Genomic DNA, 19,818 nt, shown 5'->3' with positions numbered 1-19,818 from the left:
GGGTGACCGAGCGTGTGCTCAGGCGGGCAGCCAGTGGGGCAGCACGACCCCTTGCCAGAAGAAGAACACCGCGAGCCCTGCCGCGATCGTCACGAGCGGGCGGCGGGTCGCTGCCGACACGAGCACGGCCGCCAGCGCGCCGACGAGCTGCGGATTGCGCCAGGTCAGCTCGGCCGTGCCGCCGTGCGGCGAGACGGCCATCGGCACGATGATCGCGGTCAGCACGGTGACGGGCACGAAGCCGAGCGCGGTCCGCACGAGCGGCGGGAAGGCCAGCCGTTCGCCGAACAGGAACAGCGTCGAGCGGATCGCGTACGTGATGACAGCCATCCCGAGAATCAGCAGCGCGTAGCTCACGATGCGGCCTCCGTGCGCGAGCCGGCACGCGATCGTTCGTGCAGCAGCGTGAGCGCGACGCCGATCGCGACGCCGGCGGCGACGGCGCCGAGCAGTCCGAGCTTGTACGGCCAGCCCTGCCAGAAGTACGCCAGCGTGCCGGCCGTCACGGCCGCCGCGAAATAGCGCAGGGTGCCGAGCTGCGGGACGACGATCGCAATGAAGGTGGCCGCCATCGCGAAATCGAGGCCGAGCGACTGCAGGCCCGGGAACGCCGCGCCGAAACCGATGCCCGCGAGCGTCCAGACCTGCCAGTTCAGGTACATCGCGAGCCCCGAGCCGAAGAAGTAGTGGGGGCCGATCGCGCCGGGCGGGAAATGCCGGTAATGCGCATAGGCGACCGCGAACACCTCGTCGGTCATCAGCGCGCCGAGCGTTGCGCGCCAGCGCAGCGGCAGGTGCGCGACATAGGGCGCGAGCGTCGCGCTGTACAGCAGGTGACGCAGGTTCACGATCAGCGTGGTCGCGAGCACGACGACGAAGCTCGCGCTACCCGCGATCAGGCCGAGCGCGATGAACTGCGCGGAGCCCGCGAACACGGCAAGCGACATCAGCGTGCCATGCCACGCGGCGAGCGGGCCGCCGCCGACGAGCGTGCCGAAAATCACGCCGAACGGGGCGGCGCCAATCATCATCGGGATCGTGTCGCGCGCGCCGTCGAGCCATTCGTTGAACGGGCGGCGAGCGGGCGATGCGGGTGTCGGGTTCAAAGGGTGCTCCTCCATGAACGGGAGGATAGCGGGCGGGGGGCGAGCCGGCTTGTATGTTCTTGCGCTTGGGTGCCTGCTTGCAGGCGCCGGCGGCATCGCGTTGGCGGGCCGGACGCCGCGCGTCAGCTCGCCTGCCAGCGCCCGGGCGGTACGCCGAACATGCGTTTGAAATGTCGTGTGAAGTGGCTTTGGTCGACGAAGCCGCTGGCCGCCGCGACATCGGCGACGGGCACGCCCGCGCGCAGCGGCGCCAGCGCGCGCTGCAGGCGCAACTGGTTGCGCCACGCATGCGGCGGCATGCCGTTCGTGCGGGTGAACAGGCGCGCGGCATGGAACGGCGACAGGCCGGCTGCCTGCGCGACTTCGTCGAGCGTCACCGTGCACGTCAGATCGGCGGCGAGCCGTTCGCGCATCGCGTCGACGCGGGGTTCGTCCGACGCGAGCGGCGCCGGTCGCGGCTGGGCGTCGGCATGGCGCACGATCAGCGTCGACAACGCATCGAGCATCGCCGTTTCGGCGGCGAGCGGATCGTAGATGCGGGGTGCGCCCGTCGCCGGAACGTCAGCTGCTTGCCCGTGCGCCTGCGAGGGCAGTGCGTGCTCGCTGCCGGCCTCCATCATCCGGTGTGCCAGCGTGAGCCGCGCCGCCAGGTCGGCGTCGCGAATCACGTCGGGCGCAAACCACGGCGCGTCCTGCGGGCGGCCGGCGATCGCGCTGGTGAGTTCGCGGATGAAATCGACCGGCATGTAGCTGACGCGATAGCACCAGCCCTCGTCGGCCGCACGCGACCCCGTATGCACTTCGCCGGGATTGATCACGGGCACGGTGCCGGTTTCTGCGACATGGCCGCTGCCGCGATAGGTGAAGCGTTCCGCGCCTTCGAGAATCACGGGGATCGTATACGCGTCGTGCCAGTGGGGCGCGAACGTGTGGTCGCGATAGGTGGCCGTGACGAGATCCGCATCGGGCAGCAGCGGCGTGCGCCAGTAGCGTGCGGAGTCGGGAAGGCGGGTGGCGGACATGATCGGGCGCGGAGCGGTCGAACCGACAGTGTATCGCTCGCGCGCCCGGCGGGCGCGGGCTTTACTTGACCGGAATCGTCGTGCCGGCCGGCATCGGCACCGCGGTGACGGCGTTCTTCGGGCTGCCGCTGACGATGCGGTCGCTGTAGGTCAGGTAGACGATCGTATTGCGCTTGGTGTCGACCACGCGCACGACGTGCAGGGTCTTGAAGATGAACGACATGCGCTCGCTGAACACGTCGGTCTGCTGCTTGAGCGGCTCCTTGAAGCTGATCGGGCCGACCTGCCGGCACGCGATCGACGCTTCGCTCGGATCCTCGGCGACGCCGAGCGTGCCCTTGATCCCGCCGGTGCGCGCGCGCGACACGTAGCAGGTCACGCCGTTCACGACCGGATCGTCATACGCCTCGACGACCACGCGATCGGAGCCCGTGACGCGGAAATGGGTGTTGACGCTGCCGACTTCCTCCGCGTGTGCGAGCGGTGCCGCGGCGAATGCGGAAAGCAGGAGGGCGAGTGGTGCTGAGCGGAGGAGGCGGTGCTTCATCGACGGAACCGGATGCGAATGCGGGACAGAGACTCTAGCATGCGCGCGACCGGGCGATGAAAGCCGAAAGGCGGGCCGGAAAAACAAAAGGCCCGTCGAATGACGGGCCTTTCGCTATTTGGCTCCCCGACCTGGGCTCGAACCAGGGACCTACGGATTAACAGTCCGGCGCTCTACCGACTGAGCTATCGGGGAATAAATCGGTACATCTGCTTGTTTGTCTACCAGCAAAAAGCCCGTCCACTTTCAACGGGCCTTTGCGTTTTTGGCTCCCCGACCTGGGCTCGAACCAGGGACCTACGGATTAACAGTCCGGCGCTCTACCGACTGAGCTATCGGGGAACAAACAACAACAGCAGAGAAACGAGATTGTATGGAGCGTTGATCAACCTGTCAACACTTTTGGGCCGCGGCGCACAAAAATTTTTTGCGGCCGCTGCGCGATCAGCGCTCGAGCAGGTGCAGTTTGTCCTGCACGTCCTTCCACTCGTCCGCGTCGGCCGGCGCCGGCTTGGTCTTCGTGATCGACGGCCAGTCCTTTGCCAGCTCGGCGTTCAGCGCGGTGAACTGCTGCTGGTCGCCCGGAACGTCTTCTTCGGCATAGATCGCATTGGTCGGGCACTCGGCGACGCACACGGCGCAGTCGATGCACTCGTCCGGATCGATGGCGAGAAAGTTGGGACCTTCACGGAAGCAATCCACCGGGCACACATCCACGCAGTCCGTGTATTTGCACTTGATGCAGCCTTCGGTCACAACGTGAGTCATTAAAACGCTCCTGCTTGGCGGTATATATGGGGTGGCGTTTGCGCCAAAACCGGCATTGTAACTGAAGCGCAAAACCCGCATGGCGTGGTCGGCTATCCGGCTTATATCGTTTCGTGATTAGTTTATGGCGGCCCGCAGAAGGGACTCGCCGACGGGGCGCGTGTGCCGTACGGCGGCGCGGCCGGGCAGGGCGGCGGGCGGTTTCGCGATGGTCGGGCCCGCATTCGGGTAACATGGCCGGCAGACCGGGCGGCGCGCGGTGCGCCGGGGCCCTGTCACGATACTGGCGGTGCCGTAATCATGATCATCACTTCGCTGCTCGACACGGATCTCTACAAGTTCACGATGATGCAGGTCGTCCTGCATCACTTTCCTGCCGCAAACGTCGAGTACCGCTTCCGGTGCCGTACGCCCGGCGTCGATCTCGTGCCGTACATCGACGAGATCCGCGACGAGGTGCGCGGCCTGTGTTCGCTGCGCTTCACCGACGTCGAACTCGACTACCTGCGGCGCATGCGCTTCATCAAGAGCGATTTCGTCGACTTCCTCGCGCTGTTCCACCTGAACGAGAAGTACATCTCGATCACGCCATCGCCGAAGGGCAACGGCGAGATCGACATCGTGATCGAGGGGCCGTGGCTGCACACGATCCTGTTCGAGATCCCGGTGCTCGCGATCGTCAACGAAGTCTATTTCCGCAACACGCAGCGCGAGCCCGACTATCGCGAAGGTCGCGAGCGGCTGTGCGAGAAGATCAAGCTGCTCGGCGCGAAGCCCGAGTTCGCCGACTGCAAGATCGCCGACTACGGCACGCGCCGGCGCTTCTCGAAGGTGTGGCACGAGGAAGTCGCCCTCACGCTGCGCGACGGGCTCGGCCCGCAGTTCGCCGGCACGAGCAACGTGCTGTACGCGATGAAGCACGGCATCACGCCGCTCGGCACGATGGCGCACGAGTATCTGCAGGCGTGCCAGGCGCTCGGCCCGCGGCTGCGCGATTCGCAGATCTACGGTTTCGAGATGTGGGCGAAGGAATATCGCGGCGACCTCGGGATCGCGCTGTCGGACGTCTACGGGATGGACGCGTTCCTGAACGACTTCGACATGTACTTCTGCAAGCTGTTCGACGGCGCGCGCCACGATTCGGGCGATCCGTTCGAGTGGGGCGAGCGCATGCTGCGCCACTACGAGGCGAACCGCTGCGACCCGCGCACCAAGGTGCTCGTGTTCTCGGATGCGCTCGACATCCCGAAGGTGATGCAGTTGTACGAACGGTTCCGCGGCCGCTGCAAGCTCGCATTCGGCGTCGGCACCAACCTCACGAACGACCTCGGCTACGTGCCGCTGCAGATCGTGATCAAGATGGTTCGCTGCAACGGGCAGCCGGTCGCGAAACTGTCGGATACGCCGGGCAAGAGCATGTGCGACGACAAGGCGTATCTCGCGTACCTGCGCCAGGTGTTCGGCATCGCGCAGCCGGTCGAGGAAGGCGCGTCGAAGTAAGCGTCGGCCGAACGGCCAAAACTGCGTCGCGGCGGGGCCGGCCGGTATAATCCGACGGTATCGCCCGCCAACGTCACGAGGACCGTTCATGGACACTTCCGCTGCCCGTCGCCAGATCCTCGCGCGCATTCGCGCGGCGCAGGGGCGTGCGGCCGAACCCGATGCGGCCGAGCGCGACGGCGTTGCCGACTATCTCGCCCGTCATCCGGAGGGCCCGCGCCCGCCGGCGCCGGCCGACCTCGTCGCGGCATTCGTCGACGAAGCGGCCCGTCTGTCGACGACGGTCGACGAAGTCGCAGCGCTTGCCGATGTGCCGGCCGCCGCGGCCCGCTACCTGTCCGCTCATGGCCTGCCGACGCAGGCCGTCGCATGGCGCACGCTGGCCGATTTCGACTGGGCGGGCGCAGGCCTGTCGGTCGAGTTCCGCAAGCCGCGCGACGGCGATCTGGTCGGCCTTACCGGCTGTTTTTGCGCGACCGCCGAAACAGGCTCGCTGGTGCTGCTGTCCGGCCCCGACACCTATGCGTCGGCGGGCCTGCTGCCGGAAACGCACATCGCGATCGTTCCCGCGTCGCGGATCGTTGCCGGTCATGAAGACGCATTTGCGCTGATCCGCGCGGAGCGCGGCGAATTGCCGCGCGCGGTCAATTTCGTGTCGGGTCCGTCGCGCACGGGCGATATCGAGCAGACCATCGTACTGGGCGCGCACGGCCCGTACCGCGTTCACGTGATCGTCGTACGGGGCGCATGACGCGCCCGCTGCATCCACCACCATTCGAACAAGGAAGTTCTGCATGAAACGACATGCCGCCTGGGCGGGCATGGCGTCGGGGATCGCGCTTGGCGCCGTTCCCGCGCTTGCATCGGCCGCAACGCTCGACGGTGCCGCGCTGTCTGCCCTCTGGGGTATCCCGTTCGCCGGGATCCTGCTGTCCATCGCACTGTTCCCGCTCGTCGCCCCCGTTTTCTGGCATCACCACTTCGGCAAGATTGCCGCCGCGTGGGCGGTCGTGTTCCTGATCCCGTTCGGATTCGCGTTCGGTGCGGGCACCGCGTTCGGCACGCTCGTGCATGCGCTGCTCGAGGAATACATTCCGTTCATCGTGCTGCTCACCGCGCTCTATACGGTCGCGGGCGGCATCTGCGTGAACGGCAATCTGCATGGATCGCCGAAGCTCAATACCGCGATCCTCGCGCTCGGCACGCTGCTCGCGAGCGTGATGGGTACGACGGGCGCCGCGATGCTGCTGATCCGGCCGTTGCTGCGCGCCAACGACAATCGCAAGCATGTCGTGCACGTCGTGATCTTCTTCATCTTCCTCGTCGCGAACGCGGGCGGCTCGCTGTCGCCGCTCGGCGATCCGCCGCTGTTCCTCGGTTTCCTGAACGGCGTGAGCTTCTTCTGGACGACCACGCACCTCGCGCTGCCGATGCTGTTCATCTGCGCGGTGCTGCTGACGCTGTTCTTCGTGCTCGATACGTACTTCTACCGGAAGGGCGGCGAGGAGCGGCCGGCCGTGCTCGACCCGACGCCGGACGGCGCGGCGCTGTCGATCGACGGGAAGATCAACTTCGTGCTGCTCGCGGCCGTGGTTGCGCTCGTGCTGATGAGCGGCATCTGGAAGCCGGGCATCGCGTTCGACGTATGGGGCACGCACGTCGCGCTGCAGAACCTCGTGCGCGACGTCGCGCTCGTGGGCGTGACGCTCGCGTCGCTCGCGCTGACGCCGCGCTCCGCACGCGAGGGCAACGCGTTCAACTGGGCGCCGATCGAGGAAGTCGCGAAGCTGTTCGCGGGGATCTTCGTGACGATCGCGCCGGTGATCGTGATCCTGCGCGCCGGCGCCGACGGCGCGTTCGCGCAGATCGTCCACCTCGTCACGGGGCCGGACGGCAAGCCGATCGACGCGATGTACTTCTGGGCGACGGGCATTCTTTCGTCGTTCCTCGACAACGCGCCGACCTATCTCGTGTTCTTCAACCTCGCGGGCGGCGATGCCCAGTCGCTGATGACGACCGGCGCGTCGACGCTCGCCGCGATTTCCGCGGGCGCGGTGTTCATGGGCGCGAACAGCTATATCGGCAACGCACCCAACTTCATGGTGAAGGCGATCGCCGAATCGCGGGGCGTGAAGATGCCGAGCTTCTTCGCGTATCTCGGCTGGGCGCTGGTCGTGCTGATACCGGTATTCCTGCTGACGTCGTGGCTTTTCTTCACGGCGTAAGCTGACGATTTTCAACCTTGAGCGGGCGGTCCCGGCGGCGCACGGCGCGCTTCGATCCGCCCGCGGCATGCGGAGATGGCGATGCAGAAGATCCTGGTCGCGCGTCCGATCTTTCCGGACGTGATCGAGCGGCTCAAGCAATATTTCGACGTCGACTGGAACAACGGCGACGCACTCGCGCCCGGCGCGCTCGCCGCGCGTCTGGCCGACAAGGACGGTGCGTTGACGGCCGGCGATCCGGTCGGCGCGGCCGAGCTCGCCGCCGCGCCGCGCCTGCGCGTCGTGGCGAACATGGCGGTCGGCTACAACAACTTCGACATGGCTGCGTTCAACGCGGCGAACGTGCTCGGCACCAACACGCCCGACGTGCTGAACGAGTCCACCGCCGATTTCGGCTGGGCGCTGATGATGGCCGCCGCTCGCCGGATCGCCGAATCCGAGCACTGGCTGCGCGCCGGCCACTGGCAGAAGTGGGCTTACGATGGGTTCCTCGGCAGTGACATCTACGGCTCGACGCTCGGCGTGATCGGAATGGGGCGCATCGGCCAGGCGCTCGCGCGCCGCGCGCGCGGCTTCGGGATGCAGGTGATCTATCACAACCGGTCGCGTGTCGCGCCCGAGATCGAGGCGGAGCTGAACGCCGAATACGTATCGAAGGATGCGCTGCTCGCGCGCGCCGATCACGTCGTGCTCGTGCTGCCGTACACGCAGGAAAACCACCATACGATCGGCGCGGCCGAACTCGCGAAGATGAAGCCCACCGCGACGCTGACCAACATCGCGCGCGGCGGGATCGTCGACGACGCGGCGCTGGCCGTCGCGCTGCGCGACGGGACGATCACCGCCGCCGGCCTCGACGTGTACGAAGGCGAGCCGACGGTGCATCCGGCGCTGCTCGAGGTGCCGAACGTCGTGCTGACGCCGCATATCGCGAGCGCGACCGAAAAAACGCGCCGCGCGATGGCGAACCTCGCCGCCGACAACCTGATCGCCGCGCTGGGCGAAGGGCCGCGCGCGGGGCGGCCGCCGAATCCGATCAACCCTGACGTGATCGGGAAGCCGCGCGCATGACGATGACGTTGTTGCTTGCGGCGGTCGTCGTGCTGGCCGTCGCGCTCGCGGTGGCGATCGTCGCGCTCATGCGTGGCACTGGCCGTCACGACGATGCGGCTGTACTGGGCGACCAGATCGAGGACGCCGCGCACGCGCAGGCGCGCGCGGTCGAGCGGCTCGAACGCGAATTGCGCGGCGAGATCGTCGAGAACGCGCGCGGCTCGCGCACCGAGCTGGCCGGCAGTTTTGCGCAGCTTCAGCAGACGCTCGCCGCGCAACTGACGAGCGTGGCGACCGTGCAGAACAACCAGGTCGAGGGCTTCGCCCAGCAGCTCGGCAAGCTCGTCGCCGGCAATGCGCAGCAGTTCGACGCGATGCGCGAGAGCCTGCAGCGTCAGGCGCAGCAGGCGCGCGAGGAGCAGACGGGCGCGCTCAGGCTGTTCGGCGACACGTTGAACCGGCAGCTCACGCAACTGACCGAGGCGAACGATCGCCGGATCGGCGAAGTGCGCGCGACGCTCGAACAGCGGCTGAAGGAAATCGAGACGAACAACGCGGCGAAGCTCGAGGAGATGCGCCGCACCGTCGACGAGAAACTGCACGCGACGCTCGAGCAGCGGCTCGGCGAATCGTTCAAGCTCGTGTCGGACCGGCTCGAGCAGGTGCATCGCGGGCTCGGCGAGATGCAGACGCTCGCGGCGGGCGTCGGCGATCTGAAGAAAGTGCTGACCAACGTGAAGACGCGCGGCACCTGGGGCGAAGTGCAGCTTGAGGCGCTGCTCGAGCAGATGCTGACGCCCGAGCAATACGCGAAGAACGTCGCGACGGTGCCGAAGAGCAGCGAGCGCGTCGAGTTCGCGATCCGGCTGCCGGGGCGCGATGCCGGTACGCGCGACGCGCCGCCCGTGTGGCTGCCGATCGACGCGAAATTCCCGCGCGAGGATTACGAGCGGCTGATCGACGCGCAGGAGCGCGCCGATGCGGTGGCGGTCGAGGAAGCGGCCCGCGCGCTCGAAGCGCGCGTGCGGCTCGAGGCGCGCACGATCGCCGAGAAGTACGTCGCGCCGCCGCACACGACCGATTTCGCGCTGTTGTTCCTGCCGACCGAAGGGCTCTATGCGGAGATCCTGCGTCGCCCGGGGCTGACCGACCTGCTGCAGCGCGACTATCGCGTGACGGTGGCCGGCCCGACGACGCTCACCGCACTGTTGAACAGCCTGCAGATGGGTTTCCGCACGCTCGCGATCGAGCAACGATCGAGCGAGGTGTGGCAGGTGCTCGGCGCGGTAAAAACGGAATTCGGCAAGTTCGGCGACGTGCTCGCACGCACGAAGGCGCAGCTCGAAACGGTCACGCGCTCGATCGAGTCCGCCGAGCAGCGTACGCGCGTGATGAACCGCAAGCTGAAGCAGGTCGAGGCGCTGCCGGGCGACGCGGCGGCCGGGCTGCTCGGTGCGGAAGGTAGCGACGGCGCCGATGCGGACGACGCGTGACGCGCGTTGCCGATACCGGCCGGAACGAAAACGGGCGCCGCGGCGCCCGTTTTTTCATGCAGCGACTGCCGGTGCGGCCGCGATGCGCTCAATGCCCGGCGAGCGTGTCCAGCGCGTCACCCGTCACGCGAACGATGCGCCAGTCGGGCAGCACGGTGGCGCCCATCTTCTCGTAGAAATCGATCGCAGGCTGGTTCCAGTCGAGAACCGACCATTCGAAGCGCCCGCAACGGCGCTCGACGGCCAGGGCCGCGAGGTGACGCAGCATCGCGGTGCCGAGGCCCGTGCCGCGTTGCGACGGCTGCACGTACAGATCCTCGAGATAGAGGCCGCGGCGGCCGAGGAACGTCGAGTAATTGTGGAAGAACAGCGCATACGCGACGATCGCGCCGTCGTGTTCGGCCACCCGTGCCTCGGCGGCAGGCCGCGCGCCGAACAGTGCGTCGGCGAGGTCGGCCTCGGTCGCGACGAACAGATGCGTGAGCTTCTCGAATTCGGCGAGCTCGCGCATCAGCGCGAGGATCGCACCGACGTCGCTCGCTTGCGCCGCACGGATCAGCGGCGTGCCGCTCACGCTTCCTCCGGCGGATCGGACAGCACGATCTCGATGCCGCCGAATCGCGATGCGACCCAGTTGTACGCGTGGCACGCGATCCACAGCAACACGAAGCCGAGGATGGCGTTCAGCAGCAGCGCGCTCAGGATCGTGCTCAGTTCGACCATTCCGTAACGAACGTAGGCGACGAGAATGCCGAGCAGCACGATCGGCACGCTGAACGTCAGGTAGACGAGGATCAGCGCCTTTGCGGTCTGCCCCGCGGCGATCGACGAAATTTGTTTCTTCATGTGCGGATTGCCCCCGTAGAGATATACCGATAGTGGAATTCAGATCAGGCCGTCGAACGGCAGGATGTCGACCGGGGTGCCCGCGTCGACTGCCGCGGTATCGTGGCCCAGGACGATGAAACAGTTGGCGGCCGAGAGGCTGCTCAGCGACGCGGAACTCTGCGAGCCGGCAGGTGCGACTTGCCAGCGGCCGTCGGCGGCGCGTGTCGCGATGCCGCGCAGGTAGTCGGTGCGGCCCGGGCGCGTCTTCAGCGCATGCGTGCTGAGTGCCGTATGCATCGCCGGCGGCTGGGCCTGCGCGCCGGCCAGCGTCAGCAGTGCGGGGCGCACGATCGCGTAGAACGTCACGGCGGACGCGACCGGATTGCCGGGCAGGCCGAAGAACAGCGCGTGACCGGTGCCACCGGGCGCGCGTGCGAGCGTGCCGCACGCGAGCGGCCGGCCGGGACGCAGCGCGAGGCTGGCGAACGTCACGTCGCCGAGCCGTGCCATCACGTCGCGCGTGAAATCGGCTTCGCCGACCGATACGCCGCCGGACGTGATCACCGCGTCGGCCTGCGCGGCGACGGCGTCGCGCAATGCGGCTTCGAGCGCGGCCGGCTCGTCGCGGACGATCCCGAGGTCGACCGCGTCGACATGCAGTCGTTCGAGCATCGCGATCAGCATCCCGCGATTGCTGTCGTACAGTGCGCCGGGGCCGAGCGGCTCGCCGGGCTCGCGCAGTTCGTCGCCGGTGGAGAACACGGCGACGCGCACGCGCCGGCGCACCGTGACCTCGGTGATGCCGAACGACGCGAGCAGGCCGAGATCGGACGGTCGCAGGATGCGGCCCGCGGCGAGCGCGCAGGCGCCGCGCGCGAGATCCTCGCCGGCCTTGCGGCAGTTCGCGCCGCGCGCGATGTCATGTGCGACGAAGCGAATCGTGTCGCCGTCGGCGCGCACGCGTTCCTGCGGAATCACCGTGTCGCATCCGGCCGGCATCGGCGCGCCCGTCATGATGCGCACGCATGATCCGGCCGCCACGGCGCCGTCGAACGGATGGCCGGCGAGCGCGGTGCCGGCGACCGTCAGCGCGACATCCGCTTGCGGCGCCGCGTGCGTGCCGGTGCTGCCGTCGAACGCGTAGCCGTCCATCGCCGAGTTGTCGTACGCGGGAATGTCGAACGGTGCGTTCACGTCGGCCGCGAGCACGCGGTCGAGCGCATTGCGCAGCGCCACCGCCTCGCACGCCGCGACGGGCACCGCAAAGCGGCACGCGAGTGCCTGCGCGTCGGCGAGCGACAGCGGGGCATCGGAATCGGGGGCGCTTCGGGAGGCGGGCGAGGATTGCGTGATCATCAGTCGGACTGCGCCGCAAGGCGTATCGGGTTCGTGGCCGGTGGCGCGAGGAGGGTGCCTGGGCGCGGGTTTCGCGTGCGGCGGGCGGGAACCGCGCGAGTGCCGTCAGCGGCGGGCCAGCGCGGCGAGTTCCTGCCAGGAGTTGGCATTGTAAAACGCACGCTCGTCGTGAAACTCGACTTCGACCGTCTTGTGGCGTGCGTACCACGCACGCACCTTGCGGTCGCCGGCCGCGAGCCGGGCGGCGAGATCGTCGGCCAGCGACGTGCGCAGCAGCGCGAACGTCGGCTGCGGCGAGCGCGCCTGCTGCGCGTCGACGGTCACCGCCATGGCGATGTCGGCCTGCTGCGCGTCGAGCGCCGCGTGCAGCCGTGCGACGAGGTCGGCGGGCAGGTAGGGCGTATCGCATGGCGAGCACGCGACGAGCGGCGCGCGTGCCGCCCGCATGCCGGCGAGCAGGCCCGCGAGCGGGCCGGGGAAGTCGGGTGTTTCGTCCGCGACGATGCGCGCGTCGAACGGCGCACCGAGTTCGGCATAACGATCGGCATGGCGATTCGCGCTGATCAGCGTTTCGTCGACCTGTGGCGAGAGACGGCGCAGCACGTGCAACGCGAGCGGCGTGCCGTCGAGCAACTGCAGGCCCTTGTCGACGCCGTCCATGCGCGTGGCCCGCCCGCCTGCGAGCAGCAGGCCGGCGATCGAGGGAGAGGTGGAAGCGGGCATCGCGAGAAGGCGGAGGGCAGCGTGCGTCAGCCGCCGATATACGACATCTCGACACGCTTGCCGGCGCCGTCGGGCACGGTGTCGGCAGATGCGCTGCCGCGCAGCTGCGAATAACGGTCGGTGCGGGCCTGCCAGATGCGGGCGATCGCGGTCGCGATCTCGGCGTCGCTCGCGCCGCCGCGTACGAGTGCGCGCAGGTCGTGGCCCGTTGACGCGAACAGGCACAGGTACAGCTTGCCTTCGGTCGACAGCCGCGCGCGCGTGCAGTCGCCGCAGAAGGCCTGCGTGACGCTCGAAATCACGCCGAGTTCGCCGCTGCCGTCCGCGTAGCCCCAGCGCTGCGCGGTTTCTGCCGCCGTGTGCGGCTCGAGCGGTACGAGCGGGAAGTGTTCGGCGATGCGTGCGATGACGTCCGCCGACGGCAGCACCTCGGTCATGTTCCAGCCGTTCGACGTACCGACGTCCATGTACTCGATGAAGCGCAGGATCACGCCGGTACCGCGGAAACGCTCCGCCATCGGCAGGATCTCGCTGTCGTTGGTGCCGCGCTTCACGACCATGTTGACCTTGACCGGCGCGAGGCCCGCGGCCTGGGCGGCGAAGATGCCCTCGAGCACGTCGGCGCTCGCGAACTCGGCATCGTTCATGCGCTTGAACAGCGTATCGTCGAGCGCGTCGAGGCTGACCGTCACGCGCGTGAGCCCGGCGTCCTTCAGCGCGCGCGCCTTGCGGGCGAGCAGCGAACCGTTGGTCGTGAGCGTCAGGTCGAGCGGGCGGCCGTCATGCGTGGTCAGGCGGGCGAGGCGCTCGATCAGGAATTCGAGATTCTTGCGCAGCAGCGGCTCGCCGCCCGTGATGCGAATCTTCTCGACGCCGTGTGCGACAAAGAGTCGCGCCACGCGTTCGATTTCCTCGTGGGTGAGCAGCGCGCTGTGCGGCAGGAACGGGTAGTCCTTGTCGAAGACGGCGCGCGGCATGCAATACACGCAGCGGAAGTTGCAGCGATCCGTCACCGAAATGCGCAGGTCGCGCAGCGGCCTGGCGAGCGTGTCGGCCAGCGTGCCGTCCGGGGCGTGCGCGACGCCGGAGACGTCCGGCATCCCGCTGACGTCGGCGAGAGGAATGATGCGTCGGGACATGTTGAAAGAAGTGCGAACCAGGCCTCTATTTTAGCCGCAAGCGGCGGGCCGGGCCGGTGGGCGGAAACCCGCAGCGCGGACGTGAAAAAGCCCGCCGGAGGCGGGCTTTTCCTGGTCGGGCGATGTGCCGGTCAGTGATGCGTCGTTTCGACCTGCTGCATCGGGGCCGTATCGACCGGCGGCAGTGCCTTGCGTTCGCGCGGCACGCGAGCCGGACGCGGGAGTCGCGACGCGGCTTCCTGCGCGGCGGCGAACTTGTCGGCGTCCGTGTTCACCCAGACGAGACCGGCCTGCTCCAGCACGACATCCAGGCTCGCCGAAGCGGGCGCGGCTGCCGGTTGCGCGGGAACCGGTGCCGGTGCTGCGACGGCCTCGACCGGCGCAGCTTCGACCGGTGCCGGCTCGACAGCCGCCGGAGCGGCTTCGATCGCCACGGCCGGCGCGGCTTGCTCGACGGGCGCGGACTGCGGTGCTTCGACCGCGGCAGGCGCTGCCGGCACTTCGAACGCGTCCGTCGGCGAAACCGCGACCGGAGCCGGACCGGCTTCCGTTTCGACGGCCGGTGCGACCGGAGCCGGTTCTGCCGCGTGGGCAACAACCGCCGGTTCGACCGGAGCCGCTTCGACGTGTACCGGTGCCGGCTGCGGTTCGACAGCGGCCGGCGCAACCGGTTCGGCGTGGTGCTCGACCGCTGCTTCGGCGACGACGGCGCCTGCCGCAGCCGCGGCCACGACGACTGCCGGTGCGGCCGTGTGGGCCGGTTCGGCAGCAGCCGGTGCTTCCGGCGTCACGGCTTGCACGGCGGTTTCGCCATCTGCGCCTTGCTCGGCGTGGTCGACGACTGCGCCGTCTTCCTCGCGCTCGCGGCGACCGCCGCGGCGGCCGCGACGGCGACGGCGACGTTCCTCGCCATCACGCGCGCCGGCTTCCGCGTCGGCTGCCAGCTCGGCGCCGGGCAGGGCCTCGGCGACGGCCTTGTCGGCTTCCGGTTCCGGATGCGTTTCGCCACGGTTGACCGTTTCGAGCGTAGCCGCATGCTGGGTCGGCTTGCGGCGCTCGCCGCGCTCGCCGCGCTCGCGACGTTCCTGGCGCTCGCCACGGCCGGCGGCTTCGACGCCTTCCGGCTGCTCGGCACGCTCGCGCGGTTCGCGGTTCTCACGCGGTTCGCGGCTTTCACGCGGCTCGCGGCCTTCGCGCGGGCCGCGGCCCTCACGGCCTTCGCGGATCTCGCGACCTTCACGCGGCTCACGGCCCTCGCGCGGTTCGCGGTTCTCGCGCGGCTCACGTGCTTCACGCACTTCCTTGCCTTCGCGTTCCTGGCGTTGCTGCTGGCCGCGGCCTGCCGCTGCCTGGTCGCGTCCGCCTTGTGCCTGCTGGGCGCCGCCGCGACGGTTGCGGTTGCGATCGCCGCCGCGTTCGCCGCGTTGCTCGGACTTCTCGGCGCGTTCGCCGCGAGCCGGGCGGGCTGCCTGCTCCTTCGCCGGTGCCGGGGCAACCGGTGCGGGCGCCGGAGCCGGCGCCACACCGAACAGGCCCTTCAGCCAGCCGATGAAACCGCCGCTTGCCGGCGCGACGGGCGCGGGCGCGGCAACGGGTTCGACCGGACGCTGCGGTGCCGGGCTCGGCGCCGGACGCTCGGGCGTGATGCCCTTGACCGCGGCTTCCTGCTTCGGTTTCACTTCCGCCGCGCGCTTGCTGTAGCCGGTTTCCGACTCGAGTTCGCGGGCCGCTTCCTCGGCCATCTTCCAGGATGCGCGCGGATCGTCGAGACGTGCGTCGTCGTGGCGCAGGCGCTCGAGCTTGTAGTGCGGCGTATCGAGGTGCTTGTTCGGGATCAGCACGATGCCGACCTTGAAGCGCGACTCGATCTTGTTGATTTCCTGACGCTTTTCGTTGAGCAGGAAGGCGGTCACCTCGACCGGCACCTGGCAGTGGATCGCCGCGGTGTTTTCCTTCATCGCTTCTTCCTGAATGATCCGCAGGACCTGCAGCGCGGACGATTCGGTATCGCGGATGTGGCCGGTGCCGTTACAACGCGGGCAGGTCACGTGGCTGCCTTCCGACAAGGCCGGACGCAGGCGCTGGCGCGACAGTTCCATCAGGCCGAAACGGGAGATCTTGCCCATCTGGACGCGCGCGCGGTCATGCTTGAGCGCGTCTTTCAGGCGCTGCTCGACTTCGCGCTGGCTCTTCGCCGATTCCATGTCGATGAAATCGATCACGATCAGGCCGCCGAGGTCGCGCAGGCGGAGCTGGCGGGCGACTTCGTCGGCCGCTTCGAGGTTCGTGCGGGTCGCCGTTTCCTCGATGTCCGCGCCCTTGGTCGCGCGCGCCGAGTTCACGTCGATCGCGACGAGCGCTTCGGTGTGGTCGATCACGATCGCGCCGCCCGACGGCAGCGGCACCGTGCGCGAGTACGCGGTCTCGATCTGGTGCTCGATCTGGAAGCGGGAGAACAGCGGCACGTCGTCGTGGTAGCGCTTCACCTTCGCGACGTTGTCCGGCATCACGATATCCATGAATGCGCGGGCCTGATCGTGGATCTCGTTCGTATCGATCAGGATTTCGCCGATATCGGGCTGGAAATAGTCCCGGATCGCGCGGATCACGAGGCTCGATTCCAGGTAGATCAGCATCGGCTGGCCGGCGTTGCCGCTTTGCGACGCCGCTTCGATCGCGCGCCACAGTTGCAGCAGGTAGTTCAGGTCCCACTGCAGTTCCTCGGCGCTGCGGCCGATGCCCGCGGTACGGGCGATCATGCTCATGCCGTCCGGAATCTGCAGTTGCGCCATCGTTTCGCGCAGTTCCTGACGCTCGTCGCCTTCGATCCGGCGCGACACGCCGCCGCCGCGCGGGTTGTTCGGCATCAGCACCAGGTAGCGGCCGGCGAGCGAGATGAAGGTGGTGAGGGCGGCGCCCTTGTTGCCGCGCTCTTCCTTTTCGACCTGGACGATCAGCTCCTGGCCTTCGCGCAGCGCATCCTGGATGCGCGCGGAGCGCATGTCGATGCCTTCCTTGAAATACTGGCGGGCGACTTCCTTGAACGGCAGGAACCCGTGGCGGTCTTCGCCGTAATTGACGAAGCACGCTTCGAGCGACGGCTCGATACGGGTGATGACACCTTTGTAGATATTGCCTTTGCGCTGTTCGCGCCCGGCGGTTTCGATGTCGATGTCGATGAGCTTCTGCCCATCGACGATGGCGACGCGCAGCTCCTCCTGCTGCGTCGCATTGAACAGCATGCGTTTCATGAACGGCTCCAGGCGGCTCCGCTGCCGGCGCCTCGCGGTTGTCAGTCGCGAGGGCGGGAACGACGGCAGGCCGCACCTTGTTGTGTTGTCACAAGCACGCTGGAGCGGGAACGATGGCGGGGAGAATTGCCTGAAGAGGCGCTTGGGCCCCGAAAGACGGGGCCGGCGGCCGTAGGGCACCTGCGAATACGGCTTCAAAGCACGGCGTTCACACACCGCACGCTGCACAAGCGCGCTAAGCCTGAGTCCGGGCATTGCCACGGGCGCGCGCAATGCGTCGCGCGCGCCGACGGGCGGCAGATGCTGCGGCTTGGGCCGCAGCGGGGAGTATCGAATCCAGCCCGACTTTCCCGCTTGGGGTGTACTTCCCTGGTTTGACGTCGCCAAGTCCCGCACGCTTCGCGGAACCAAATCGGGCGCAACGCCGTAATTTTCGCAACCGGCAGCTTGCGGACGCACTTCGCGCCGTCTGGCTGCCGATCAAATTCTTTTCAACCAACTTTCCGTTACCGCGGCACCTTGCCGACCGAATCCGCCTGTGGGCGCGATCCTTGCCGGCGAGCGGTGCCGTGCGTGCAACTTGCTGCATCTCTTTGATTAGGGGCGAGCAGCGGACCCCCGGCGCAAGTAAAATAGCGGTTTGCGCTTGCGCCTTGCCCGATTCGGTCGGGGCCGGCCGGTCAGGCCACCCACAACGTCAGGCTGGGCAAAATTATATTCAGTATGAATGAGTTAGGCAAAATATCCCAGAATTCGGTCGCAAGCGGCCAGGTATCGATGATCGAGATCGACGAAAACTCGGCCGGTCAGCGGATCGACAACTTCCTGTTGCGCGTCTGTAAAGGCGTGCCCAAAAGCCATATTTACCGGATCCTGCGCAGCGGCGAAGTGCGTGTGAACAAGGGCCGGATCGACGCGCAGTACCGTCTGGCCCTTGGCGACATCGTTCGCGTGCCGCCCGTGCGCGTGGCGGCGGCGGACCTCGCGCGCGCCGACACGCCCGTCGTGCCGCCCGCGAATTTCCACGTGCTGTACGAGGACGACGCGATGCTCGTCATCGACAAGCCGGCGGGGGTCGCGGTCCACGGTGGCAGCGGCGTCGCGTTCGGCGTGATCGAGCAGATGCGCCAGGCGCGCCCGCGTGCGAAGTTCCTCGAACTCGTGCACCGGCTCGACCGCGAGACGTCCGGGATCCTGATGCTCGCGAAGAAGCGCACGGCGCTGGTGGGCTTGCACGAGCAGATTCGCGAGAACCGGATGGACAAGCGCTACTTCGCGTGCGTGCACGGCGAATGGCAGCCCGACTGGGGTCGCCGTCGCGCGGTGAAGGCGCCGCTGTTCAAGTATTCGACCCCGGAAGGGGAGCGCCGCGTGCGCGTGCAGGACGACGGGCTGCCGTCGCATACGGTGTTCAACCTCGTCGACCGCTGGCCGGACTACGCGCTCGTCGAAGCGGAACTCAAAACGGGTCGGACCCATCAGATCCGGGTGCATCTCGCCCATCTCGGTCTGCCGATCGCCGGCGACGCCAAGTATGGCGATTTCGCACTGAACAAGGCGCTGGCGCGCGCGAATGCGCAGCCGTCGTTGAAACGGATGTTCCTGCATGCGCACCGGCTGCGGCTCGCCCACCCGCTGACCGGCGAGGCGCTGCAGTTCGATGCGCCGCTGCCGGACGAATGCCGGCGCTTCCTCGACCAACTCAGCGCATTGCGCGATACCGCCTGAACCTGAACCGCATGGCTCGACAGCAATTTGACCTGATCGTCTTCGACTGGGACGGCACGCTGATGGATTCGACTGCGCACATCGCGCACAGCATCCAGGCCGCATGCCGCGATCTCGGCCTGCCCACGCCGTCCGACGAGGCGTCGCGCTACGTGATCGGCCTCGGCCTGCGCGACGCGCTGCAGATTACCGCTCCGACCCTCGATCCGTCCGACTATTCGCGGCTCGCCGAGCGCTACCGCTACCACTATCTGCTCGACGACCAGCGCATCGAGCTGTTCGCCGGCGTGCGCGAACTGCTCGCCGAGCTGCGCGACACCGGTTATCTGCTCGCGGTGGCAACCGGCAAGGGCCGGGTCGGGCTGAATCGCGTGCTCGACCAGTCGAAGCTGACGAGCCTGTTCGATGCGACGCGCTGCGCGGACGAGACTTTCTCCAAACCCCATCCGGCGATGCTGCATGAGCTGTCCCGGGAACTGGGGCAGGATCTTTCTCGCACCGTGATGATCGGCGACACGACGCACGACCTGCAGATGGCCGCGAGTGCCGGGGCGGCCGGCGTTGGTGTCGCTTACGGCGCGCACACGGCCGATGCGCTGGCTGCGCTCACGCCGCGCTTCGTCGCGCCGGACGTCGAAGCGCTGGCCGCGTGGTTGCGGGAGCACGCATGAGCGCGGCGCCGGACGCGATGCGCGTGTGCGCATCGGATGCCCTGGCCGACGGCGGTGCCGGCGTGCGCGTCGACGCGACGCTGCGCGGCGAGCAGGCCGTCGTGTTCTTCGTGCGCTACGAGGGGCGCGCATACGGTTACCTGAACCGCTGCGCGCATGTGCCGATGGAGCTCGACTGGGCCGAAGGGCAGTTCTTCGAATCGTCGGGCCTCTACCTGATGTGCGCGACGCATGGCGCGATCTACGAGCCGAACACCGGCAAGTGCGTCGGCGGCCCGTGCCGGGGCGGCCGGCTGCGGCCTGTCGAGGTCGACGAGCGCGACACGGCCGACGGGCGTGCGGTATTCTGGGTGCCCGACGCCGACCTGCGTCCCGCCGTTTCCGCCACGACCGACTGACGACAACACC

General features: G+C 68.1%; 19 protein-coding genes and 2 tRNA genes. 8 read left to right on the top strand and 13 right to left on the bottom strand.

The features are described from left to right. Positions 1-18: 18 nt before the first annotated feature. From ABIC51_RS33420 to fdxA, 7 genes are all read right to left on the bottom strand, one after another. The gene (locus ABIC51_RS33420; protein ID WP_027788028.1) at positions 19-357 is read right to left on the bottom strand and encodes an AzlD domain-containing protein; all 339 of its coding nucleotides are present in this window, start codon (positions 355-357) and stop codon (positions 19-21) included. Beyond that, positions 354-1,121 (bottom strand): AzlC family ABC transporter permease, encoded by a 768-nt coding sequence (locus ABIC51_RS33415; protein ID WP_059486557.1) that lies wholly within the window; start codon positions 1,119-1,121, stop codon positions 354-356. Before ABIC51_RS33415 ends, ABIC51_RS33420 begins: the two co-directional genes overlap by 4 nt. Before the next feature lie 107 nt (positions 1,122-1,228). Further along, entirely contained in the window at positions 1,229-2,128 is a 900-nt protein-coding gene (locus ABIC51_RS33410; RefSeq protein ID WP_060173749.1) for an AraC family transcriptional regulator, read from the bottom strand. A 61-nt stretch (positions 2,129-2,189) separates the two neighbouring features. Next, positions 2,190-2,675, bottom strand: a complete 486-nt coding sequence (locus ABIC51_RS33405) for a CreA family protein (protein WP_027788025.1) — start codon at positions 2,673-2,675, stop codon at positions 2,190-2,192. A gap of 119 nt (positions 2,676-2,794) precedes the next feature. Further along, positions 2,795-2,870: transfer RNA gene (locus ABIC51_RS33400), tRNA-Asn, on the bottom strand. 71 nt (positions 2,871-2,941) lie between these two features. Beyond that, positions 2,942-3,017: transfer RNA gene (locus tag ABIC51_RS33395), tRNA-Asn, on the bottom strand. Between the two features lie 102 nt (positions 3,018-3,119). Continuing rightward, positions 3,120-3,443, bottom strand: a complete 324-nt coding sequence (gene fdxA, locus ABIC51_RS33390; RefSeq protein WP_011351384.1) for a ferredoxin FdxA — start codon at positions 3,441-3,443, stop codon at positions 3,120-3,122. A 300-nt stretch (positions 3,444-3,743) separates the two neighbouring features. On the opposite strand from fdxA, the gene pncB reads away from it, so the two are divergent. From pncB to ABIC51_RS33365, 5 genes are all read left to right on the top strand, one after another. Further along, positions 3,744-4,943: a nicotinate phosphoribosyltransferase gene (pncB, locus tag ABIC51_RS33385; protein ID WP_021159717.1), complete on the top strand. Its 1,200-nt coding sequence runs from the start codon at positions 3,744-3,746 to the stop codon at positions 4,941-4,943. Between the two features lie 88 nt (positions 4,944-5,031). Next, entirely contained in the window at positions 5,032-5,694 is a 663-nt protein-coding gene (locus ABIC51_RS33380; protein ID WP_060196080.1) for a LutC/YkgG family protein, read from the top strand. A gap of 43 nt (positions 5,695-5,737) precedes the next feature. Beyond that, positions 5,738-7,168: a sodium:proton antiporter gene (locus ABIC51_RS33375; RefSeq protein WP_027788023.1), complete on the top strand. Its 1,431-nt coding sequence runs from the start codon at positions 5,738-5,740 to the stop codon at positions 7,166-7,168. Between the two features lie 81 nt (positions 7,169-7,249). Then, positions 7,250-8,239 carry a 2-hydroxyacid dehydrogenase gene (locus ABIC51_RS33370; RefSeq protein ID WP_175862123.1) on the top strand — a complete coding sequence of 330 codons (990 nt, stop codon included), beginning with the start codon at positions 7,250-7,252 and terminating at the stop codon, positions 8,237-8,239. Beyond that, on the top strand, positions 8,236-9,714 hold the full coding sequence (locus ABIC51_RS33365) for a DNA recombination protein RmuC (RefSeq protein ID WP_060196082.1): 1,479 nt from the start codon (positions 8,236-8,238) through the stop codon (positions 9,712-9,714). The genes ABIC51_RS33370 and ABIC51_RS33365 overlap by 4 nt, the downstream gene beginning before the upstream one ends. Before the next feature lie 88 nt (positions 9,715-9,802). On the opposite strand, the gene ABIC51_RS33360 is transcribed toward ABIC51_RS33365, so the two are convergent. The 6 genes from ABIC51_RS33360 to ABIC51_RS33335 form a co-directional block, all read right to left on the bottom strand. Next, positions 9,803-10,288, bottom strand: a complete 486-nt coding sequence (locus ABIC51_RS33360) for a GNAT family N-acetyltransferase (RefSeq protein WP_027788021.1) — start codon at positions 10,286-10,288, stop codon at positions 9,803-9,805. Continuing rightward, positions 10,285-10,560 (bottom strand): hypothetical protein, encoded by a 276-nt coding sequence (locus tag ABIC51_RS33355; RefSeq protein WP_006401288.1) that lies wholly within the window; start codon positions 10,558-10,560, stop codon positions 10,285-10,287. Before ABIC51_RS33355 ends, ABIC51_RS33360 begins: the two co-directional genes overlap by 4 nt. Positions 10,561-10,599: 39 nt before the next feature. Beyond that, entirely contained in the window at positions 10,600-11,898 is a 1,299-nt protein-coding gene (moeA, locus tag ABIC51_RS33350; protein ID WP_175897847.1) for a molybdopterin molybdotransferase MoeA, read from the bottom strand. Between the two features lie 105 nt (positions 11,899-12,003). Next, positions 12,004-12,621 (bottom strand): molybdenum cofactor guanylyltransferase MobA, encoded by a 618-nt coding sequence (gene mobA / locus ABIC51_RS33345; RefSeq protein ID WP_048022956.1) that lies wholly within the window; start codon positions 12,619-12,621, stop codon positions 12,004-12,006. A gap of 26 nt (positions 12,622-12,647) precedes the next feature. Beyond that, positions 12,648-13,760: a GTP 3',8-cyclase MoaA gene (moaA, locus tag ABIC51_RS33340; protein ID WP_175862126.1), complete on the bottom strand. Its 1,113-nt coding sequence runs from the start codon at positions 13,758-13,760 to the stop codon at positions 12,648-12,650. A 131-nt stretch (positions 13,761-13,891) separates the two neighbouring features. Then, positions 13,892-17,011, bottom strand: a complete 3,120-nt coding sequence (locus tag ABIC51_RS33335) for an Rne/Rng family ribonuclease (RefSeq protein ID WP_175897846.1) — start codon at positions 17,009-17,011, stop codon at positions 13,892-13,894. Positions 17,012-17,734: 723 nt separating this feature from the next. On the opposite strand from ABIC51_RS33335, the gene ABIC51_RS33330 reads away from it, so the two are divergent. The 3 genes from ABIC51_RS33330 to ABIC51_RS33320 are packed head-to-tail and all read left to right on the top strand — an operon-like array spanning position 17,735 to position 19,808. Continuing rightward, on the top strand, positions 17,735-18,739 hold the full coding sequence (locus tag ABIC51_RS33330) for an RluA family pseudouridine synthase (RefSeq protein WP_027788017.1): 1,005 nt from the start codon (positions 17,735-17,737) through the stop codon (positions 18,737-18,739). Positions 18,740-18,750: 11 nt separating this feature from the next. Next, on the top strand, positions 18,751-19,410 hold the full coding sequence (locus ABIC51_RS33325) for an HAD-IA family hydrolase (protein ID WP_027788016.1): 660 nt from the start codon (positions 18,751-18,753) through the stop codon (positions 19,408-19,410). Then, positions 19,407-19,808, top strand: coding sequence for a Rieske (2Fe-2S) protein (locus ABIC51_RS33320; protein WP_021159704.1), 402 nt, complete (start codon positions 19,407-19,409; stop codon positions 19,806-19,808). The genes ABIC51_RS33325 and ABIC51_RS33320 overlap by 4 nt, the downstream gene beginning before the upstream one ends. Positions 19,809-19,818 lie beyond the last annotated feature (10 nt).

Source organism: Burkholderia sp. 572 (genome assembly GCF_040545135.1).
Taxonomy (GTDB): Bacteria; Pseudomonadota; Gammaproteobacteria; order Burkholderiales; family Burkholderiaceae; genus Burkholderia; species Burkholderia cepacia.
The sequence above is the reverse complement of the archived record's forward strand: the minus strand, read 5'-3'. Positions and strand labels throughout refer to the sequence as shown.